Origin of the sequence: Streptomyces sp. NPDC006309 (genome assembly GCF_040613095.1) — a bacterium.
GTDB lineage: Bacteria > Actinomycetota > Actinomycetes > Streptomycetales > Streptomycetaceae > Streptomyces.
In genome coordinates this window covers 186,859-206,176 of record NZ_JBEXRO010000015.1, presented here as the reverse complement: position 1 = coordinate 206,176, position 19,318 = coordinate 186,859, and the positions used below count along the sequence as shown (strand labels likewise).

Below are 19,318 nucleotides of genomic sequence, written 5' to 3'. Positions count from 1 at the left end.
GTGAACGCCTGGTTGAACTGCTCGTTCGACATGATCTGGAGGCCCGGCCGGGCCAGCTCGGCGCGCATGAGCAGCGCCATCACGCCACCGATCAGAAAGAACGCGAACGCGGTGACCAAGTAGAGCGTCCCGATCGTCTTGTGATCGGTGCTGGTGAGCCACTGCACGGCTCTGGTGTCTCTGATCCTCTTCACGCCCCGCCTGTGTCCGCGCCCGGAGCGCGGGTCACACTCGCGGGGCGCGAGGAGCATCACGGAAGAAAGGTGTGACGATCCGGGGACTGCCGGACACGAACCGAGCATGAGCAACGACGAGATCTTCGCCGCTGCCTATCGCGAGCACTACTGGGCGGTCAGCCGCTATGTCGCGAGGCGACTTCAGGGGCGGGCCGGCGAGGTGGAGGAAGTGGTGGCGGAGGTGTTCACGGTCGCCTGGCGGCGCCGGGCCGACCTGCCGGCCACGCCGCTGCCCTGGCTGTACGGGGTGGCCCGCAACTGCCTGGCCAACGCGGTACGCGGCTACGGGCGGCGGCGCCGGCTGGTGGACCGGCTCGGCAACGACGAGGCCGCGCACGGCCGGCACATCGCGGTGGGCCCCGACGCGGAGGCGCCGGGCGCCTGGGTGCACGAGGCCCTCGACCGGTTGTCCCCGGCCGACCAGGAGGTGCTGCGCCTCGCCGCCTGGGAGGAACTCGGCGCCGAGGAGATCGCGGTCGCCCTCGGCTGCGGCCGTCGCGCGGCAGCGATGCGCCTGCACCGGGCCCGCCGCCGGCTACGCACCGAGATCGACCACCTACGACCCACGACACGCCCACCCGACGCCCCTGCGGCGCTGCCGGCCGGCATATCACCGGAGCAGCGCGTGCACCCGGCGCCCCCGCTGACCGACGGACCGCCGGACCACCGTCTGCGCCCTGGACCCCAACGGGCCGACACACCACCCGACCAGGACCTGCGGCCCGGTCCACAGCCGGCCGGCGCATCACTCGACCAGGGCCTGCGCCTCGGGCCTCAGCCGGCCGGTGCCCCGTCCGGCCAGTGCGTGCGTCCGGTGCCGGGGTTGACCGACGGGCCGCCGGACCACCGTCTGGGGCCCGGGCCCCAGCGGGCCGACACACCACCCGACCAGGGCCTGCGCCTCGGGTCACAGCCGGCCGACGCCTCGCCCCGCCGGCGCGTGCATCCTGCGCCTGCGCTGACCGAGGGGCCACCGGACCACCGTCTGCGGCTCGGGCCCCAGCGGGCCGGCGCATCACCCGACCAGGGCCTGTGGCCCGGGTCACAGCCGGCCGTCACCCCGTCCGGTCAGCACCCGCGTCCGGTGTCGCCGCAGGTCGACGTACCCGCCGAGCACCGTCCCCGGTCCGCGGCGCCGGCGTCCGCCGATGCGGCCGCTCCGGTTCGGCGGTGGGCGGTGCCCGGCCCCGCCGAGACGTCCGCCGATGGCACCGTTCCGGGCCGTCGGACGGCCCGCCCCGTCCGGTCCGCCGCGCCGGTGGCCGCCGGTGAGACCGCTCCGGGATGTTCGGCCGCCGGACCCGCCCCGTCCGTGGCGCCGGCGGACGCCGGTGCGGTCCCGGCGTCCCCCGTGCCCACCGTTGACGCATGCCTGTGCGAGGACCCCCGACATGCCTGACGAACTCGATCTCCTCCGCCAAGCCAACCCGGTCCCCGCGGACGGTCCCGACTTCGGTGACGGTCCGCTGGACCACCGTGCCGAGCGACAGCTGGAGCGGCTGCTGCACGGGGCCCGGCCGGTGCGCCGCGCCCCCCGCGCCCGGCTGCTGTGGGGCCTGGCCGCCACCGCCGTCGTCCTGGCGACCGCCCTCACCGCGCTGCTCGGCGGGCCGAACACCCAGCCCGCCATCGCCGCGCCCCGCCCGCTGACCGTCCGCGCCCAGTCCACGCCCGTACCGCTGGCGGAACTGGCCGACATGGCCGCCGCTGCCGCCGCCGACGGCTCCCCGCGCCTGCGCAAAGGCACGCACATGCAGTCCTGGAGCCTCGGCATGGCCGACGGCAGGCCGCCCGTCACCCTGCCCGAGGAACGTGTCGTGCGCTGGCGCGCGGACGACAGCCACACCGAGCTGGTCGTGGCGACCGACCCGCGCCGTCCGGGCCGCCCGGTCCTCACCGACGAGGGCGACGACCCGCACCTGGTGGCCGACGGCCACGTCCTGAGCCGGATCACGTATCCGCCGAGCTGGAGCGACGCCCCGCCCGAGGCGCCGCCGCCGCACACCCCGGCCGCCCTGCGCGCCTACCTCGCCGAGACCGTGCACACCGGCTCCCTGGACACCCCCGAACTGTTCGAGGCCGTCGAGGAGTTGCTGGGCCACTGGACGCTGGGCGGCCGCGAGTCCGCGGCACTGGTCCGGGTGCTCGCGGACGCGGAGGGGCTGCGGCCGGCGGGACGGGTGACGGACCGCCTGGGCCGGCCGGGGCAGGCGTACGTGTACGCGGGCGGGGGAGGCCGGCGGATGCTGATCCTCGACCCCCGCACGGGTGCCGTCCTGGGCCTGGAGACCACCTTCACCCGGGACGCCCCCGAGTACGGGGTGAAGGCCGGGGACGTGATGGACTACCGGGTCTGGATGCGCTGACCACCAAAGCCGGCTCCGCGCGGACCCTGCGGGGCCCAAGTGTTCACGCGCCGAGCTGCCGGGCGGCGGCGTCCACGGTCTGTTCCAGCAGTGTGGCGATCGTCATCGGACCGACACCGCCCGGCACCGGCGTGATCAGCGCGGCCCGCTCCACGGCCGAGTCGAAGTCGACGTCGCCGACGTTCCCCGGGTTGTAGCCGGCGTCGATCACGACCGCGCCGGGCTTGATGTCCTGCCCGCGGATCAGCCGCGGCCGGCCGACGGCGGCGACGACGATGTCGGCCTCGCGGACCGCCGCCGACAGGTCCCGGGTGCGCGAGTGGCAGTACGTCACGGTCGCGTCCCGGGCCAGCAGCAGCATGCCCACCGGCTTGCCGAGGATCGCGCTGCGGCCCACCACGACGGCCCGCTTCCCGGCCGGGTCGACGCCGTACTCGTCCAGCAGCCGCAGGATGCCGCCGGGCGTGCAGGAGACGAATCCCGGCAGGCCGAAGCTCATCGTGGCGAACGACGCGAAGGTGACGCCGTCTACGTCCTTCTCCGGCGCGATCGCCTCGAACGCGGCCCGCTCGTCGACGTGATCGCCCACCGGGTGCTGGAGCAGAATGCCGTGCACTCCCGGATCTGCCGACAACTCCCGCAGCTTCGCCACGAGTCCGGCGGTGGTCGTGGCCGCGGGCAGGGCGACGTGGCGGGACTCCACGCCGGCCTCGCGGCACCGGTTCTGCTTCATGCGGACGTACGTGACGGACGCCGGGTCCGCGCCGACCAGCACGGTCGCGAGACACGGCGCGGTGCCGGTGCGTTCGCTGAGTCCGGCGGCCTTCTTCGCGGCGTCCCCGACGATGCGGCGGGCGAGCGCGGTGCCGTCCATGAGGCGGGCCTGGGTCATGCTGCACACTCCTGGGCTGGGATCGACTCTCTCGCCCAGGCGCGCGGCAACCACCACGGACCGCTCCCTGGTGGTACTCCACCTCAGCGCCAGTCACGGCCCGCGTACAGGGTAACCGAGCGTGCGTACGATCCCCGGACCGCTCACCGGGTCCAGACCGCCCGGCAGGCGGCCTGGACCCGCGCGAGCCTCCTCGGGACGCCTGCCGCCGTAGCCGGCCGGCTCCTATTCGTCCCAGGCCTGGACGATGAGCTGGTCGGCGATCTTGCCGTCCCGCAGGGTGACCATCGACTCGGAGAGGACGCGGGTGCCGTCCGCGTACTCGCAGGCCTCGCTGTAGGCGGCGTGCTCGCCCTCCACGACGCAGCGTTCCAGCTTGTGCGTCATGTCGCGGCTGTAGATGTCGTCCAGCAACTCGGCGATCTGGCCCCGGCCGTGCACGACCGTGGGGCTGCTGGGCTGGTGGTTGTGGTCGACGATGCGGATCTCCGCGTCGTCCGTGTAGAGCGACAGAAGGGTGTTCCCGGTGTTGCCCTCTATGGCCCGGCGCAGTGTGCCGGAGTCGAACGAGGACCCCGTCGCGGTGCCCATGGTGACCTCCTTCAGGCGTCCGCGGCCCGACGAGGAGCGGGCCGCACGGACCCCACCTCCGAGACTCCTCCGCCCGGACGGCCACGGCAAGCGCAGCGGCCGGATCCGCCTCACGGGTGAGCGCGGGCCGCCGCCCGTGTCCGGCCGGCGCCCGCACCCGTTGGTGAGGGCATGATCTCAACACGACGCATCGCCGCCGCCGTCGGTCTGGCCGCCGGGATCGCCGGTCTCGCCGTACCGTCGGCGAACGCGGCCGACGCCGGCGCACCGCACGTCGGGAAGCTCAGCGCGCTGTCCACGCTGGACTCGCTCGCCGGCGCCGGCATGCCCGCATCGGAGCAGGGCCGGGTGCCGCGGGTCACCGACCAGATGCAGGCACTGAAGCACCTCAAGGACCTGAACCAGCTCAGCCAGGTGGAACAGGTCCTCGCCCCCGCCGCCCCCGTGCTCGGCCTGGTCTCCGCCATCCACTGATCCTGCCCTGCCCCGAGGGCCGCCCCGCCCGGGGCGGCCCGTGCGCCTGGAAAGATCCACAACCCGCCTCGTGGACCGTCCCGCTGCCGATCGGTGGCGCGTAGGGTCGGCGGCGAAGGTATCCGAAGGAAGGGGCCAGGCCATGGCGCAGGAAGTACGCGGCGTGATCGCACCGGGGAAGGACGAGCCCCTACGGCTCGAGACGATCGTGGTCCCGGACCCGGGACCCGGCGAGGCCGTCGTACGCATCCAGGCCTGCGGGGTCTGTCACACCGATCTGCACTACAAACAGGGCGGCATCTCGGACGACTTCCCCTTCCTGCTCGGCCACGAGGCCGCCGGCGTGGTGGAGTCGGTCGGCGAGGGCGTCACCGACGTCGCCCCCGGTGACTTCGTCATCCTCAACTGGCGTGCCGTGTGCGGGCAGTGCCGGGCCTGTCTGCGCGGCCGACCCTGGTACTGCTTCAACACCCACAACGCGCGGCGGAGGATGACCCTCGCCGCGACCGGACAGGAACTCTCCCCGGCCCTCGGCATCGGCGCGTTCGCCGAGAAGACCCTAGTGGCCGCCGGCCAGTGCACCAAGGTCGACCCGTCCGTCTCCCCGGCGGTCGCCGGGCTGCTGGGCTGCGGGGTGATGGCCGGCATCGGCGCGGCGATCAACACCGGAGGCGTCGGCCGGGGCGACTCGGTCGCCGTCATCGGCTGCGGCGGTGTCGGCGGCGCGGCGATCGCCGGGGCGGACCTGGCCGGCGCGGCGAAGGTCATCGCCGTGGACATCGACGACCGCAAACTGGACAAGGCCCGCACGCTCGGCGCCACCCACACCGTCAACTCCAAGGACACCGACCCGGTCGAGGCGATCCGCGAACTGACCGGCGGCTTCGGCGCCGATGTCGTCATCGAGGCCGTCGGCCGCCCCGAGACCTACCAGCAGGCCTTCTACGCCCGCGACCTCGCCGGCACGGTCGTCCTGGTCGGTGTCCCCACCCCGGAGATGAAACTCGAACTGCCCCTGCTGGACGTCTTCGGCCGCGGCGGCGCCCTGAAGTCCTCCTGGTACGGCGACTGCCTGCCCTCCCGGGACTTCCCCATGCTGATCGACCTCCACCTCCAGGGCCGGCTCCCGCTCGACGCGTTCGTCACGGAGACCGTCCAGCTCGACGAGGTGGAGAAGGCGTTCGAGCGGATGCACCACGGCGACGTGCTGCGCTCGGTGGTGGTGCTCTGATGGCCGCCCGCATCGAACGCCTCGTCACCGCGGGCCAGTTCACCCTGGACGACGGCACCTGGGACGTGGAGAACAACGTGTGGCTCGTCGGCGACGACCACGAGGTGATCGTCATCGACGCCGCCCACGACGCCGAAGCCGTCGCCCGCGCCGTCGGCGACCGCCGGCTCACCGCGATCGTGTGCACCCACGCCCACAACGACCACGTCAACGCGGCACCGGAACTGGCCGACCGCACCGGCGCCGTGATCTGGCTGCACCCCGACGACCTGCCGCTGTGGAAGCTCACCCACCCCGACCGCGACCCCGACCGGCACCTCACCGACGGCCAGGTCATCGAGGCCGCCGGCGCCGACCTGACCGTCCTGCACACCCCCGGCCACGCCCCGGGCGCCGTCTGCCTGTACGACCCCGGGCTCGGCACCGTGTTCACCGGCGACACCCTGTTCCAGGGCGGCCCGGGGGCCACCGGGCGCTCCTACTCCCACTTCCCGACGATCATCGACTCCATCCGGGACCGGCTCCTCACCCTCCCACCGGAGACGAAGGTCCTCACCGGCCACGGGGACGCCACGACCATCGGCGCCGAAGCGTCCCACCTGGAGGAGTGGATCGCGCGCGGACACTGACGGGGTTCCCGGACAAATGCCGGGCGCGGCACACGGGCGCGATCCTAGGATCGCGACCATGACCGCACAGACGATCGACACCCTCCACGGCGTACGGGTCCTGCGCTGCGCTCCCGACGGCCCGCTCCTCGACGGCGAGAGCGCGGCGCTCGACCTGATCGGGGACGCGTACGGGCACGACGTGCAACTGGTCGCGCTGCCCGTGGAGCGGATCGCCGACGACTTCTTCCGGCTGCGCTCCGGGGTCGCCGGCGCGGTCGTCCAGAAGTTCGTGTCCTACCGGCTGTGCCTCGCCGTCCTCGGCGACATCTCCGGGCACGTCGCCAACAGCACGGCCCTGCGTGACTTCGTGTACGAGTGCAACCAGGGCCGGCAACTGTGGTTCCTCGCGGACGCCGCTGAACTCGACACCCGGCTCCGCGGATAGGACTGCACATCCGGTTCCGCGGACAGAAGCAGACTCCGAGCGGCGGGCGCGGGCGCGGGTGCTGCGTGGGTGACGCAGACGGTGGCGCAGACGGTGGCGCCGGCCGCGTCGAGGCGGCGGGGCCGGACGAATGGCGGTACGTGGCCGAGGTGCGGGACGCGGGCGAGCCGGCGGTCGTCACCGGGTGCCGGTGAGTGCGGGTGCCGGACGGCCGGGGCCGCCGTACCGGTGAAAGGCCGCCGCCGCAGCCGTACTGTCGGCCCATGACTGATCCGACCCGCTTCGCAGGACACGGAGTTCTCGTCACGGGCGCCGCCCGGGGCATCGGCGCCGCCGTCGCCCGACGGCTCGCCGAGGAGGGCGGCCGGGTCCTGGTGACCGACCGGGACCTGCCCGAGGCCGAGCGGACCGCGGCGACACTGCACCGACAGGGCCTGGCCGCCGAGGCGTTCGCCTGTGACGTGGCCGACCGCGCCGCCGTCGAGGCGGCCGTCGCCCGCGCCGTCACCGTGTTCGGCTCCCTGGACGTCCTGGTCAACAGCGCCGCCCACTGCACCGCGGACGTCCCGCTGTTCGAGGACGACCCCGACGAGGCGTGGGCCCGTGACCTCGACGTCACGCTCACCGGCGCCTACCGCTGCTGCCGCGCCGCCCTGCCGCACCTGGCCGCCTCCGGCCGCGGGGCGATCGTGAGCGTCGGCTCCGTCAACGGCCTCCAGGACTTCGGCAACCACGCCTACAGCGCCGCCAAGGCCGGCCTCGGTTCCCTCACCCGGACCCTGGCCGGGCACGCCGCCGCCCGGGGGGTACGGGTCAATCTCGTGGCTCCGGGCACGGTCCGCACCTCGGCGTGGGAGGGGCGCGACGACGAACTGGACGCCGTGCGCGGCCTGTACCCGCTCGGCCGGGTCGGGGAGCCGCGGGACATCGCCGCCGCGGTGGCCTTCCTGGCCTCCCGCGACGCCGCCTGGATCACCGGGACCACCCTCGTGGTCGACGGTGGCCTCACCACCGTCAACACCGGTTTCCACGCGGCCGTTCACCAGCCCTGACCGGCCCCGGACCACGCCCTCGCGCCCTGATACCGCCACGCGGTGACGAAGTTCACCATTTCGTCACAGGGTGACCGGAAACACAACCTTCCCCGGTCCGTGCGTGTCTAGTGGTGCGAGACCGTGGGAAGTGCGCTGGGAAACACCCGGTGGAGACCCCGGGCGATCAAGGGGAGAAGGGTAGGCCGTCATGGGGGACACACGCAGACGAGCCGTCGTCGCACTGGGCGTCACCGGACTGGTGGCGCCGCTCGCGCTCGTGCTCACCGCGGCACCGGCCCAGGCCGCGAGCTGCACCTCGCAGGCGGGTCCGTACCAGAAGCAGGTGGAGCGGTTCCTGGGCCGGCCGGTCGACGGCAGGCAGTCCGCCGCCGACTGCAAGGCCGTCCAGGCGTTCCAGAACAAGCACGGCATCACGCCGAACATCGGCTACGCCGGGTCCGTCACCTGGGGTGTGATGGACCTCATGAACAAGCAGAAGGCCGTCGGGAACAAGCCGAACAAGGACGGCAAGTGCCCGGTGAACAAGGGCCGCATCGCCTGCGTGAACCTCACGCTCCAGCTCAGCTGGATCCAGGACGGTGCGAATCTCGTCCACGGCCCGGTGCCGGTGCGCACCGGCCGCGACGGCTTCGAGACCCGTACCGGCCTGACGAAGATCTACTGGCGCGACATCGATCACGTCTCCAGCCTCTACGACGTGCCGATGCCCTACAGCCAGTTCTTCAACGGCGGCCAGGCCTTCCACTCGGTGGGCCTGAGCATGTGGAACCCGCCGGGCTCGCACGGCTGCGTGAACATGACGCCGACGGAGGCCAAGGCGTACTGGTCGCTGCTGAGGAACGGCGACGACGTCTTCGTCTACGGCCGCAAGCCCGGCACCTGAGCCACGGCCGGCCGCCCCGCACCGGGCGCGCCTCCGGATCCCGGTGGGCGCGTCCGGGGGCGCGAGCGGGGATCCGGTATCGAACCGATAAGAAGTACCCCTTCCGGTCGGCCTCTTGACGTGATGAGCAACACGGTCCGAAATGTCCGTATTAGAGGTGCTTACTCACAGCGTCTTCACGTCGTCCGGCATATGCTTCACAGCATGTCCACCACTGTTGCAACCGCCTCCGAGCGATCGGCCGCGGAGGTCAACGAGGAGATCCGGGCCCTGTGGCGCCGGTCGGGCGGGACACTGAGCACCGAGCAGCGCGCGGAATACCAGCGCCTCGTGTTGGAGTGGGCCGCCGCGGCCCCGCAGTCGCACCGGGCGGCCTGACCGACCCGCGCGCACCGCGCCGTACCGCCCAGGGCACCTGTGAGCGCACGGGTGCCCTTCTCGCAGCACCTCCGGCCCGGCCCCGCGCCGGGCCCTTCCCGTACCGGGGCCCGTCCGGCCCCTCGTCAGCCCCACGTCGCCGAGTAGTGCCGCCGGTACGCCTTGCGGTCCTGCTCGGAGCGGATGAACCGGGTCGCGACCAGCGCGATCAGACTCCCCGCGATCACCAGCAGCCCCGGCCCGATGTTCCGGGTGTCCGTCAGCCGCGCCAGCAGGGTGCTGCCCTCGGACGTGCCCGTGACCGGCGCCGAGGTACCCGGCGATGCCGCGTTCGGCGCCATCGCGCCCTGCGCCGCGGAGGCCGACGGCGCGGAAGAGGGCGCCGCGCTCGCACCGCCGCCCGCGCCGCCCGCGTCCTGCGCCGACACGAGCAGCCGCACACCGAGCGCCGACAGCGCCTTGGTCACCGGCTGGAAGAACGTCGTCCCGCCCGCCGTGCAGTCCCCGTTGCCGCCCGAGGTGACCCCGAGCGCGATGCCCTCCGAGAACAGCGGCCCGCCGCTGTCGCCCGGCTCGGCGCACACGGTGGTCTCGACGAGTCCGGTGACCGTGCCCTCCGGATAGTTGACGGTCGCGTTCAGCGCGGTGACCCGGCCGTCGTGCAGACCGCTGGTGCTGCCGCTGCGGAACACCCGCTGCCCCACCGCGGGATCGGCCACCCCGGTGATCCGCACGCCCTTCCCGCCGCCGATCGCGACGACCCCGGCACCCGCGCCGGCCTTGCCGGAGGCGTACTGCACGAGCGAGAAGTCGCTGCCGGGGAAGACGCTGTTCACGGTGTTGCCCAGCTGCCGGTCACCCTGGCTGTCGGCGAACCAGGTGGATCCCGCGGGCCCGCAGTGGCCGGCCGTGAGGATGAAGTCGGACTGCCCGTTGGTGACGTTGAAGCCCGCCGAGCAGCGGCCGCCGGTCGACAGGATCGGCAGGGCGCCGTTCAGCCGTGTGGTGAACGCGCCCTTCGTACGCTCCATGTGCACGAAGCTCCCGATCCCCGCGGCCACCCGGCTCAGCCGGGACCAGTCACCGGCGGACACCGTGCGGTCCGCCCGCACCACGACCCGGTTGGTCCGGTAGTCCACCGCCCAGGCCGTGCCCGGCACCCGCGGCGCCGAACCCAGCGACGCGGTGGCCGACTTCAGCTCGTTCATGCTGTGCGGCACGACCTTCGCCTCGGCCCCGGCCCGCCGCACCGCCCGCGCTGCCGCGTCGTCGGTCACCGCCACGACCGGACGCCCGTCGGCGCCGATCCAGTCGCCCGCCGTACGGGCGGTGCCGAGCCGCGCCACCACGGCCGCTCCGGTGTCCCCGGTGCCGCCGGCGGCACGGAGCACTCTCGCGGAGCCGGGCGGTGTCTCGCTCGCCATGGCCGCCTGGGTGACCATCGTGCCTCCCAGGAGGAGTCCGCCGACCGCCGTCAGCCGTGTCAGTCGCCGGACGACCCGTCGTCGTGCGTGCCGCATGCATGGCTCCCGAAGCCGAACCCGAACGCACGCCGCCCGTACCGGCAGCGCGGGACCCCCGGGTCGTCGGGGGCCCGCACTCCATACGGCGCCCGGGGCCACGGCGTTCACCACCACCGGCGAACTCCCCCCGCCCGGTCGGCGCTCGCGCTCCGCCCGCCGGACAGGACGACACCCTCCGGCACCCCGACGGCCGCCCTCTGTACCGAGAGCCACAGCACGAAGCCGCGCCGACCGAACGCGACGTGCCGGTCGAGCGCGCACTGGGGTTGAACGCGCCCTGCGGGGTGAGCGCGACGTGCCGGTCCAGCGCGCCCCGCCGGTCGACGGGCGCCCTGGAAACCCCGGTCGGCGTCCGCCCCCCCCGCCCCTGGCCGGCCGCCGTCGGAGCCGGCCGGGACCAGCTGTGCGCGTCGGCCCACACCGACTGCGCGCCCGCATACGGCCGCGAGCCGCAAACCTACGGTGAGGTCCGGATCCCCGCGCCGGCCGGCTCGGGGGAGGCGATCACGCGGGCGATCCCGGCCAGGAAGCCGGCGATTCTGCACCCGCGCCTCGTCCCGGGAGCCGACCAGCCGCAGTCCGCCGAGCCCGGTCCCGTCCCGTCCCGCCGCGCGGCCTGCACGAGCCGGGTGATCGACCCCGCGTCAGCGCGTTCGGCTGGTCGTGCACCAGCGGGACCGGCCGCCCGCCGGCACTCCAGTGGGCCGCCGTCAGCCGGATCGCCGGGAACAGCGGATTGAGCACCGCCGGACAGCGCCGGGGCCGTCCGCATGCGGGCCGGGTAGTCGTCCGCGCGCGCCCGGCCGCCCCGAGCCGCCGCAGGGTCCACGCCGCCTCCGCCTCAGGGCTGGCCCGGACCAGGGCGTCCACGATAGGGAAGAACGGCTCGCCGGCTTCGGCAGGGCCCCCGAACGGCTCGCCGGCTTCGGCAGGGCCCCCGAACGGCTCGCCGGCTTCGGCAGGGCCCCCGAACGGCTCGCCGACTTCGACAGGGTCCCCGCCGGGACGGCCCCGCAGCAGTCGGTCGGCGGCCACCAGGAACGCGTGCCACCCGTCCGGCCCGAACGTGTCCGGGCCCTGCCGGAACAGCGGGACGGCGTCCGCCGTGTCGTCCAGCAGCGGGACCACGGTCCGGTCCACCACGAAGGAACGCCATGTGCGTCAGCTGGACATGGGCCGCCCGTGGATCGGCCCGCCGGGCGCGAGCAGCCATTCCGGCACCGCCCGGTGCTCCTCCCGCAGCAGGTGGTCCGCCTCGTACTCCTCGGCGGGCGAGCGGACGCGGTGCCGGATCTCCCGTACGCACTACGCGGCCACGTCCACCGGCAGCGCCACACCGGCGTGCGCGAACACACCGGTGTTCCCGCCGACCGGGTTCTCCCCGTCCGGCCCCGACTCGTCACAGGCGACCTCCGGCAGGCGGTCCTCCGCCGCCGCCCCGCACCACCCGCCCGTCCCGGCGCTCCCGTTCCCGCTCACGCCCCGACCCCTTATCTTGAGCCTCATGACCAGCATCCCGCACAGCATCCCCGGCGAGCCGGATCCGCTGCGCACGCTCGGCCTGGAGCGGCTGCGACGCCGTACGAGCATGAAGTGGCGCACCTACCCCGATGACGTGCTGCCGCTGTGGGTGGCCGAGATGGACGTGCCGCTCGCCGAGCCCGTCGTCCGCGCCGTCACCGACGCGCTCGCCCTCGGCGACACCGGATATCCGGCCGGCACCGCCTACGCCGAGGCCCTCGCCGCGTTCGCCGCCGAGCGGTGGAACTGGGACGGTCTCGCCGTGGAGCGCACCGCCATCGTGCCGGACGTGATGCTGGGCGTGGTCGAGATGCTCAAGCTGGTCACCGGGCCCGGCGATCCGGTCATCGTCAACCCGCCGGTGTATCCGCCGTTCTTCCAGTTCGTCGAGCACCTGGACCGCCGGGTGGTGCAGGCCCCGCTCGACGCCGGTCTGCGCATCGACCTGCCCGGTCTGGAGGAGGCGTTCCGGGATGCGGCCGCCGGTCCCGGCCGTGCCGCGTACCTGCTGTGCAGCCCGCACAATCCCACCGGTACGGTGCACACCGCGGCCGAGCTGACGGCCGTCGCCTCCCTCGCCGAGCGGTACGGCGTCCGGGTCGTCGCGGACGAGATCCACGCCCCGCTCGTCGCCCCCGGCGTCACGTTCGTCCCGTACCTCGGCGTGCCCGGCGCCGACCGCGGCCTGTCCCTGATGTCGGCGTCCAAGGGGTGGAACCTGGCCGGTCTCAAGGCCGCGCTCGCCGTCGCCGGACCCGAGGCCGCCGCCGACCTCGCGCGCCTGCCCGAGGAGGTGGGGCACGGGCCCAGCCACCTCGGCGTCATCGCGCACACCGCGGCCCTGCGCGACGGAACCGCCTGGCTGGACGCTCTGCTGGCCGGACTCCGGGACAACCGGCGGCTGCTCACCGGTCTGCTCGCCGAGCACCTGCCCGCGATCCGCGTGTACCCCGCCGAGGCGACGTATCTGGTCTGGCTGGACTGCCGGGCCCTCGGCCTCGGCGACGATCCCGCCCAGGTCTTCCTCGACCGCGGCCGGGTCGCCCTCAGCCCCGGCCCTCCCTTCGGCACCGGCGGCGCCGGGCACGCACGGCTGAACCTGGCGACCTCGCCCGGGATCCTCACCGAGGCGGTACGGCGGATGGCGGCGTCCCTGCGCTGACCGGACCCGCCCCGCCGGCCCACCGCCCCGCGGCCTCCCCGGGCGGCGGACGGGCTCCTAGACTGCCGGGAATGGACGACACGCGGCTCGACCGGCTCGGCTCCGGCAAGTACCTGCTGGTGACCAGCTACCGCAAGAACGGCACCCCGGTCGCCACCCCGGTGTGGGTGGTGCGCGACGGCGGCGCGCTCGGCGTGTGGACGGCCGCCGACAGCTGGAAGGTGAAGCGGATCCGGCGCCGCCCCGATGTCCTCGCCGGCCCCTGCGACGTACGCGGCAACCCCACCGGCGACCAGCTGCCCGCCACCGCCGAGATCACCGGCCCGGAGACCACCGACCGCTACCGCGCCCTCATCGCCCGCAAGTACGGCATCCTCGGCCGGCTCACCCTGCTGGGCAGCCGGCTGCGGCGCGGCCGGGACGGCACGGTCGGCATCCGGGTGACCCTCGTCCGGTGAGGGCCACCCGGGACGGGCGTCCTACGACGCGTCCAGCACCGACCCCGACAGCTCCGGACCGCCGGGCATCGGCTTCCCGGTCTCCGGGTCGAGCTGCCCGAACCGCACCGACTCCGCGGGCTCACGGACCCGGTCCTTCACCGTCGGCACGGTGATGTCGGCGCCGGTGCGCCCGGGAGCGATGTCCGCCCACAGGTACAGGCCGTCCACCTTGGACAGCGGACGCGCGGGATCGGGCGACGCACCGGCCGTCTCCCGCAGCCAGCGCGCCGGAACGTCCTTGGTGGACAGCTCCGGCGCGGTCGCCGGTACGACGCCGAAGAACACGCTCATGTCCACGTCGACCGCCTCGGACAGGGACACCCGCCACTTCAGCGGCTGTCCCTCGCTCACCTTGCCGGCGACGGGCGTGACGGTCATCGTGGGCGCCGGGTCGTCGTCGTGGACGGTGATCCCGCCCCGGTAGGAGCCGACGACCGCCCCCCGCACCGCCTTGACCAGCACGTCGTACGACACGTCGGTGCCGTACCGCGTGTTGCCCTTCACCTGCACCGGTACGTCGACGCCCTGACCGCCAGGACGGACCGTCACCAGGCGGTCCCCGGCCCTGCCGGTGGCGGGGTCGACGACGTACACCCGGACCTGACCGCTGCCCCCCGTGCCCGTGACCTGGACCGGCACCCGGTAGGTGCGCACGCCCGTGTCACCCTCGTCCACGGTGGTCCGGCCGACGTCCACGCGCGGCAGCGCGTCCGTGCGCACCGCGGGCGTCCCGGGCCGCCAGCCCCACGCGTCCATCAGCCAGGCCCGCCCGGACGCCGAACGCGACGTCAGCTCCATCGACTTGACCGAACCCAGAGCGAGTCCGGCGCGGGTGGCCGCCGTCAGCGGCATCCGGATCTCCCGCGCCCAGTAGGACGCGGTCCGTTCGCTGCCGGGCAGCCCGTCCACCTGGACCCGGCCGAGCTTCGCCTTCCGGCCGGCGGCGTCGGTGAGGGACACGTCCAGCCGCGTCCCCCGGGAGTTCGGCGGCACGAACAGCCGCAGCGCGAGCGCCTTCGCCCCGGACAGGGACACCGGCTTCGCCGCGCTCACCCGGACCGGGGCACCGGCGCGCGTCCAGTGCAGCGCGACCGCGTGCCGGCCGGCCTCCCGGTCGGTCGCCCACTGCGCGAAGTGCGGTGACTGCCCGCGCGCGCCCTGGTTCAGGCAGGCCTTGGCCGCGGTGGGCGACACCGCGTCGCACAACCGGCCACCCGTCACCGACACGCCCGAGTCCGGCAGGAGACCGCCGCTGCGGCGGGCACCCACCGCGTGGCTGAGCACCCGCGCCGGGTCCGCCGACGGCGCCCGCTTCCCGGAGCCGTCCAGCAGCGGACGTACCCGGTCGTCCCCGGCGAGGAACAGCCGCGCGGCGGCGGCGATGTACGTCGAACCGGCCCGGTGCTGCTGGTCGGCGGTCAGCCGGGTCGCGGCCCCCTTGCCGCACACCGGGTCGCGCTGCCCGGGGTCGTCGGAGAAGTCGTCCTCGGCGGGCGCCGCGGCCTGACCGGGCGTCCACTCGGAGTTGAAGAAGTTGTGGTTGGCGCCGATCACGTACACGGCGCTGTGCAACGCGGTGCCGTTGCCGACCGCGCGCGTGCCGTCGACGTACATCTCGCCCTGGAGGTCGGAGACGTCACCGTCGCAGCCCGGCAGGATCGTCACCGACGGCACGTCGGGCACCGGGTTCTGCCCGAAGACGGTCGGGCCTATGAGGACGGTGCCGCGGATTTTCCAGCGCACCGGCCCGTGGTAGCCGTCCTGGTCCGCGGGTGGCGGCGTGAGGCTGTCCAGGGCGGCCCGGTTGACGCCCTCGCCGCCCCGCGAATGGCCGACCAGCAGCACCCGGGACAGGTCGGCGCGGGGCGCCTCGCGCACCACGGCCGGTGCCGTCGAGGGGTGTTCGGTCCAGTCGGCCCAGCGGGCCAGGTGCAGCCGCACGAGCGAGGACCGGGCCTGCGCGCCACCGTCCTCGGCGGCGAAGTCCTGCCCGTTGACGCCGTTGGCGGCGACCGACACGGTCATGTAGCCCTGCGACGCCAGGAGTTTCTGGTCCCGCAGATAACCGCGGTGACTGGGCACCGGCTTGGTGCCGGCCGGGCACGGCCAGTCACCGGTGGTGTCGTCGCGGCCCTTGTAGCAGACGGAGTGGCGGCCGTGCAGGAACAGCGCGAGCGGGCGCTTCCCCGGGGCGCCGACCGGCGCGACGACCACCGCGCGCATCTCCACCGGCTTCGAGAAGCCCGGCAGACGGACCGACTTCAGTGTGTACTCGCCCGACCTGGTGCGGTACGAGCCGGGCTTGCCCGGGTCCACGCCGTTCGCGGGGAGCGGGGCCAGCAGCCGCGCCGCCGACGCGGTCCCGGCGCTTTCCCGTGCGTCCAACCGCCGTCCGCCGGACCACACTTCCAGCCCGTTCAGCCCCGGTGACCGCCGCCCGTCGAGCGGCAGCCGGAAGGTGCGCCCGTCCGTGCCCGGCCGCGGCACGCCCAACAGGCGCCCGCCGGAACGGAATTCGACCCGCGCGTCACCCATCGGCACCGGCCGGTCCGACCGCCACACTAGCTGCGGCGCCGCACTCCGGCCGGCCAGCCGCCATCCCGGTGGCAGCGGCCCGTCGTCCTTGACCGCCGAAGCCCCCTCGGCCAGCCCTGGTTGGGGCTGGGCTGTCGCCACCCCCGGGGATGCTCCCGCCACCGCGAGCAACGCGGCGGCGGCCACCCCTATGTGCCGGGCACGGACCACTGTTCCTCCTCGAACCCCGTCCTCGGGCGCCCGGGCCCGCCGGGACGCCCCTCGCCCCCGGAGGATGAACAGCGGAGGCTGTGGGTTGCCTGTGCGCGGGACGCGATGGATCACATCGGGGGCGCCGGGGCACGCGGGTGGGTGCGGCGGGGAGTGCGGAGGCAGGGGCGGGGAGGCAGGGGTGCGGCGGTGCGCGGCCGTCAGGTCAGGCCCGGGGGACGGGTCCCGTCAGGTCCGGGCCCGTGGGGAGGGCGCTGTCAGGTCCAGGCCCGGTAGGGCTCGTCCAGGAGCTGGAAGACCGGTTCACCGCGCACCGGGTCCTTCGCCGTGGACAGCCGGACCCGGTCGCCGCCGTGGATCCCGACCGGCGGGCCCATGACCCGGCCCCGGACGACGAACCCCTCGGCCATCTCTATCAGCGACACGTTGCGCGCCGCGGGCGTGTTGCGGTGCACCACGGTGGAGTGGCGGACCGTGCCGACGCCCTCGCTGCGCTCCGTGCGCAGTTCACTTCCCTGGCACACCGGACACAGCAGCCGGTGGTACGTCGCCGTGCCGCACCAGGTGCAGCGCTGGAAGAGGATGGCGTCCTGGGAGTCCACGGAGACGGGGTCGAGGACACCCGTCGCGGACCCGGCCGCCGGATGCGCGGTGCTTGCTGAGTGGTGGTACACGCTGGTCAACTCCTCGCGCTCGGCCGGAATCCCGTGTGCCCGGCGCGGACCGCGCACGCGGATGCGCGGTCGCCGTGCCACCGCGCACGCCGACAGAATATGGCACTGGGTGCCACTCGTAAAGGCACTCCGTACCCAGAATTGTGGGCGGTGGGCGCGCCGGGGATCAGCCGCGGCCGAACGCCGTCTCCAGCTCCTGCACCACCCGCCACAGCGGGGCGTCCCGGCGGGAGACCAGCACCACCACCTCGTCGGACCGTCCCGCCCGCTCCCCGGACCCCGCCGGGCCGGACCGCGCGGACGCCGCCGGGGAGTCCGTCTGCCCGCCGTAGGTGCTGTGCACATAGCCCAGCGCGTGGTCGACCGCCGCACCCGGGTCGCCCGCGCCGTCCGACCGCAGCCAGGAGCGCAGGGCGTTGTTGTGCGCGGCGACCACCGCCGCCGCGATCACGTCGGCCCGCAGGGTGCCGTCGGGCCGTCCGGCGAACCGGCCGCGCAGATATGCGGCGAGCGCCCGTTCGTAGCGCCACACCACCGACAGTTCGTAGGCGCGCAGGCCCGGCACCTGCCGGGTGAGGCGGTAGCGCTGCACGGAGAAGGTCGGGTTCTCGGCGTACATCCGCAGCACCAGACGGGCCGCGTCGCACACCCGCCGCACCGGCTCGTGCTCCGGGCCGCCCGCACCGAGGAAGGCGGTCATGTCGGCCAGGCAGCGCTCGTGGTCGGGGAAGACCACGTCCTCCTTGGAGGGGAAGTAGCGGAAGAACGAGCGCCGGCCGACACCGGCCAGGGCCACGATGTCGTCCACGGTGGTCTGTTCGTACCCGCGTTCCAGGAAGAGCCGGAAGGCCGCCGCCACCAGGGCGTCCCGCATCGGCGGCTTCGCGGCCGGCGCCGCGCTGCTGGAGCTCATGAACGGGAACGTAGCACCCAGGACGCCTTCGTGACACTCAGTGCAGCTTCAGCGGCATTCCGGGGGAACTGAGTGCTTCCGCAGTGGGAGGCGGGTCGCTGACGTACGGCTGCCGGGGGCGGCCTCGCACGCCCGCAGCCTGCGGCGTAACCTTTCTGCACCCCGCTGGCACCGGCCGCGCACCGCCCCGAGGAGACCTCCCATGCCCGCCGCTCGCCCCCGCCTGCTCTACGTCACCGACCTGGCGTACCGGGCCCGCGGGCGCCGCTACTGCGACGAGGACATCCACCTCACCTCCCGGCTGCGCGCCCACTTCGACCTGGCCCTGTGCCACCCGCTGGACGCGGCGGCCCTGATGGCCGGTCATGACGCCGTCGTCGTCCGCAACAGCGGCCCGGTGCTCGGTTACCCGCGCGAGTACGACGCCTTCCGTGCCCGGGCGCTGGCCACCGGCGCCCGGGTGTACAACCCGCTCACCGGCAAGGGGGACATGGCCGGCAAGCAGTACCTGCTCGATCTGACCGCCGCCGGCTTCCCCGTCATCCCGACCGTCGGCAGCGCCGAGGACCTGCACCTGCTGCCGCCCGCCGCGCGGTACGTGGTCAAACCCAGGCTCGGCGCGGACTCCCTGGGGCTGCGGACCGTGCCCGCAAGCCGGATCGCCTCCCTCACGGCCGCCGACGTACTGATCCAGCCGCGCGTCGATTTCCTCCACGAGGTGTCGTTCTACTTCGTCGACGACGACTTCCAGTACGCCCTCTACGCCCCTGACCCGCGGCGCCGCTGGGAGTTGCGGCCCTACGCGGCCACCGCCGCCGACCTGGAGTTCGCCCGGCGCTTCATCGACTGGAACGACCTCGGGCACGGCATCCAGCGCGTCGACGCCTGCCGCACGGCCGACGGCGGCCTGCTGCTGGTCGAACTGGAGGACCTCAACCCCTATCTGTCCCTGGACGCGCTGCCGGAGGAGGCCCGGGACGCCTTCGTCGCGGCGTTCACGGCGTCCCTGAGCCGGTTCGTGCAGGGAGTGCCCAGCCCGGTCCCGGGGTGATCCGGACGCTCGGAGGGGGAGGGGCCGGGCCTTGAACGGGTCCGTCGCGGGCGCCGTATCCCAGGGC

The 19,318-nt window shown here is 74.1% G+C and carries 19 protein-coding genes, 1 pseudogene and 1 riboswitch; of the genes and pseudogenes, 12 read left to right on the top strand and 8 right to left on the bottom strand.

The genetic code is table 11. The annotated features are described in order from the left end of the window. A partial coding sequence (locus ABZ117_RS21020) for a cbb3-type cytochrome c oxidase subunit I (protein ID WP_356822831.1) occupies positions 1–194 on the bottom strand: 194 nt, incomplete at its 3' end. Between the two features lie 106 nt (positions 195–300). Here ABZ117_RS21020 and ABZ117_RS21015 point away from each other — a divergent pair. Further along, positions 301–795, top strand: a pseudogene (locus tag ABZ117_RS21015) (sigma-70 family RNA polymerase sigma factor); the annotation flags it as partial. 832 nt (positions 796–1,627) lie between these two features. Continuing rightward, positions 1,628–2,602 (top strand): CU044_5270 family protein, encoded by a 975-nt coding sequence (locus ABZ117_RS21010; protein WP_356822830.1) that lies wholly within the window; start codon positions 1,628–1,630, stop codon positions 2,600–2,602. Between the two features lie 43 nt (positions 2,603–2,645). On the opposite strand, the gene ABZ117_RS21005 is transcribed toward ABZ117_RS21010, so the two are convergent. Together ABZ117_RS21005 and ABZ117_RS21000 are read right to left on the bottom strand one after the other, a co-directional pair. Further along, positions 2,646–3,494 (bottom strand): bifunctional 5,10-methylenetetrahydrofolate dehydrogenase/5,10-methenyltetrahydrofolate cyclohydrolase, encoded by an 849-nt coding sequence (locus tag ABZ117_RS21005; RefSeq protein ID WP_356822828.1) that lies wholly within the window; start codon positions 3,492–3,494, stop codon positions 2,646–2,648. 26 nt (positions 3,495–3,520) lie between these two features. Next, positions 3,521–3,601, bottom strand: a riboswitch (ZMP/ZTP riboswitch). A 118-nt stretch (positions 3,602–3,719) separates the two neighbouring features. Continuing rightward, entirely contained in the window at positions 3,720–4,085 is a 366-nt protein-coding gene (locus tag ABZ117_RS21000; protein ID WP_356822826.1) for a nuclear transport factor 2 family protein, read from the bottom strand. Positions 4,086–4,256: 171 nt separating this feature from the next. On the opposite strand from ABZ117_RS21000, the gene ABZ117_RS20995 reads away from it, so the two are divergent. The 7 genes from ABZ117_RS20995 to ABZ117_RS20965 all read left to right on the top strand — a co-directional run bounded on the left by ABZ117_RS20995 (position 4,257) and on the right by ABZ117_RS20965 (position 9,162). Next, positions 4,257–4,559 carry a hypothetical protein gene (locus tag ABZ117_RS20995; protein ID WP_356822824.1) on the top strand — a complete coding sequence of 101 codons (303 nt, stop codon included), beginning with the start codon at positions 4,257–4,259 and terminating at the stop codon, positions 4,557–4,559. A 142-nt stretch (positions 4,560–4,701) separates the two neighbouring features. Further along, entirely contained in the window at positions 4,702–5,790 is a 1,089-nt protein-coding gene (locus ABZ117_RS20990; RefSeq protein WP_356822822.1) for an S-(hydroxymethyl)mycothiol dehydrogenase, read from the top strand. Next, positions 5,790–6,419: an MBL fold metallo-hydrolase gene (locus ABZ117_RS20985; RefSeq protein WP_356822821.1), complete on the top strand. Its 630-nt coding sequence runs from the start codon at positions 5,790–5,792 to the stop codon at positions 6,417–6,419. The genes ABZ117_RS20990 and ABZ117_RS20985 overlap by 1 nt, the downstream gene beginning before the upstream one ends. Before the next feature lie 58 nt (positions 6,420–6,477). Continuing rightward, on the top strand, positions 6,478–6,846 hold the full coding sequence (locus ABZ117_RS20980; protein ID WP_356822819.1) for a DUF4180 domain-containing protein: 369 nt from the start codon (positions 6,478–6,480) through the stop codon (positions 6,844–6,846). Positions 6,847–7,109: 263 nt separating this feature from the next. Further along, positions 7,110–7,898, top strand: coding sequence for an SDR family NAD(P)-dependent oxidoreductase (locus ABZ117_RS20975; protein ID WP_356822818.1), 789 nt, complete (start codon positions 7,110–7,112; stop codon positions 7,896–7,898). A gap of 190 nt (positions 7,899–8,088) precedes the next feature. Beyond that, positions 8,089–8,784: a L,D-transpeptidase family protein gene (locus tag ABZ117_RS20970; RefSeq protein WP_356822816.1), complete on the top strand. Its 696-nt coding sequence runs from the start codon at positions 8,089–8,091 to the stop codon at positions 8,782–8,784. Positions 8,785–8,976: 192 nt separating this feature from the next. Next, the gene (locus ABZ117_RS20965) at positions 8,977–9,162 is read left to right on the top strand and encodes a hypothetical protein (RefSeq protein ID WP_356822814.1); all 186 of its coding nucleotides are present in this window, start codon (positions 8,977–8,979) and stop codon (positions 9,160–9,162) included. A 125-nt stretch (positions 9,163–9,287) separates the two neighbouring features. Here ABZ117_RS20965 and ABZ117_RS20960 read toward each other — a convergent pair whose 3' ends face one another. Next, complete coding sequence (locus tag ABZ117_RS20960; RefSeq protein ID WP_356822813.1) at positions 9,288–10,682, bottom strand: S1 family peptidase; 1,395 nt, start codon at positions 10,680–10,682, stop codon at positions 9,288–9,290. Between the two features lie 1,308 nt (positions 10,683–11,990). After that, positions 11,991–12,164, bottom strand: a complete 174-nt coding sequence (locus ABZ117_RS20955) for a hypothetical protein (protein ID WP_356822811.1) — start codon at positions 12,162–12,164, stop codon at positions 11,991–11,993. A 25-nt stretch (positions 12,165–12,189) separates the two neighbouring features. On the opposite strand from ABZ117_RS20955, the gene ABZ117_RS20950 reads away from it, so the two are divergent. Together ABZ117_RS20950 and ABZ117_RS20945 are read left to right on the top strand one after the other, a co-directional pair. Further along, positions 12,190–13,368 (top strand): MalY/PatB family protein, encoded by a 1,179-nt coding sequence (locus tag ABZ117_RS20950; protein ID WP_356822809.1) that lies wholly within the window; start codon positions 12,190–12,192, stop codon positions 13,366–13,368. Between the two features lie 71 nt (positions 13,369–13,439). Next, positions 13,440–13,826 (top strand): PPOX class F420-dependent oxidoreductase, encoded by a 387-nt coding sequence (locus tag ABZ117_RS20945; protein WP_356822807.1) that lies wholly within the window; start codon positions 13,440–13,442, stop codon positions 13,824–13,826. 21 nt (positions 13,827–13,847) lie between these two features. On the opposite strand, the gene ABZ117_RS20940 is transcribed toward ABZ117_RS20945, so the two are convergent. The 3 genes from ABZ117_RS20940 to ABZ117_RS20930 form a co-directional block, all read right to left on the bottom strand. After that, entirely contained in the window at positions 13,848–16,613 is a 2,766-nt protein-coding gene (locus tag ABZ117_RS20940; protein WP_356822805.1) for a hypothetical protein, read from the bottom strand. Between the two features lie 257 nt (positions 16,614–16,870). After that, a complete protein-coding gene (locus ABZ117_RS20935) occupies positions 16,871–17,287 on the bottom strand; it encodes a zinc ribbon domain-containing protein (RefSeq protein WP_356822803.1) in 417 nt (138 codons plus the stop codon). Between the two features lie 166 nt (positions 17,288–17,453). Further along, positions 17,454–18,200, bottom strand: coding sequence for a TetR family transcriptional regulator (locus ABZ117_RS20930; protein ID WP_356822802.1), 747 nt, complete (start codon positions 18,198–18,200; stop codon positions 17,454–17,456). Between the two features lie 202 nt (positions 18,201–18,402). Between ABZ117_RS20930 and ABZ117_RS20925 the strand changes: the two genes are divergently transcribed. Next, entirely contained in the window at positions 18,403–19,251 is an 849-nt protein-coding gene (locus tag ABZ117_RS20925; protein ID WP_356822800.1) for a hypothetical protein, read from the top strand. Positions 19,252–19,318 lie beyond the last annotated feature (67 nt).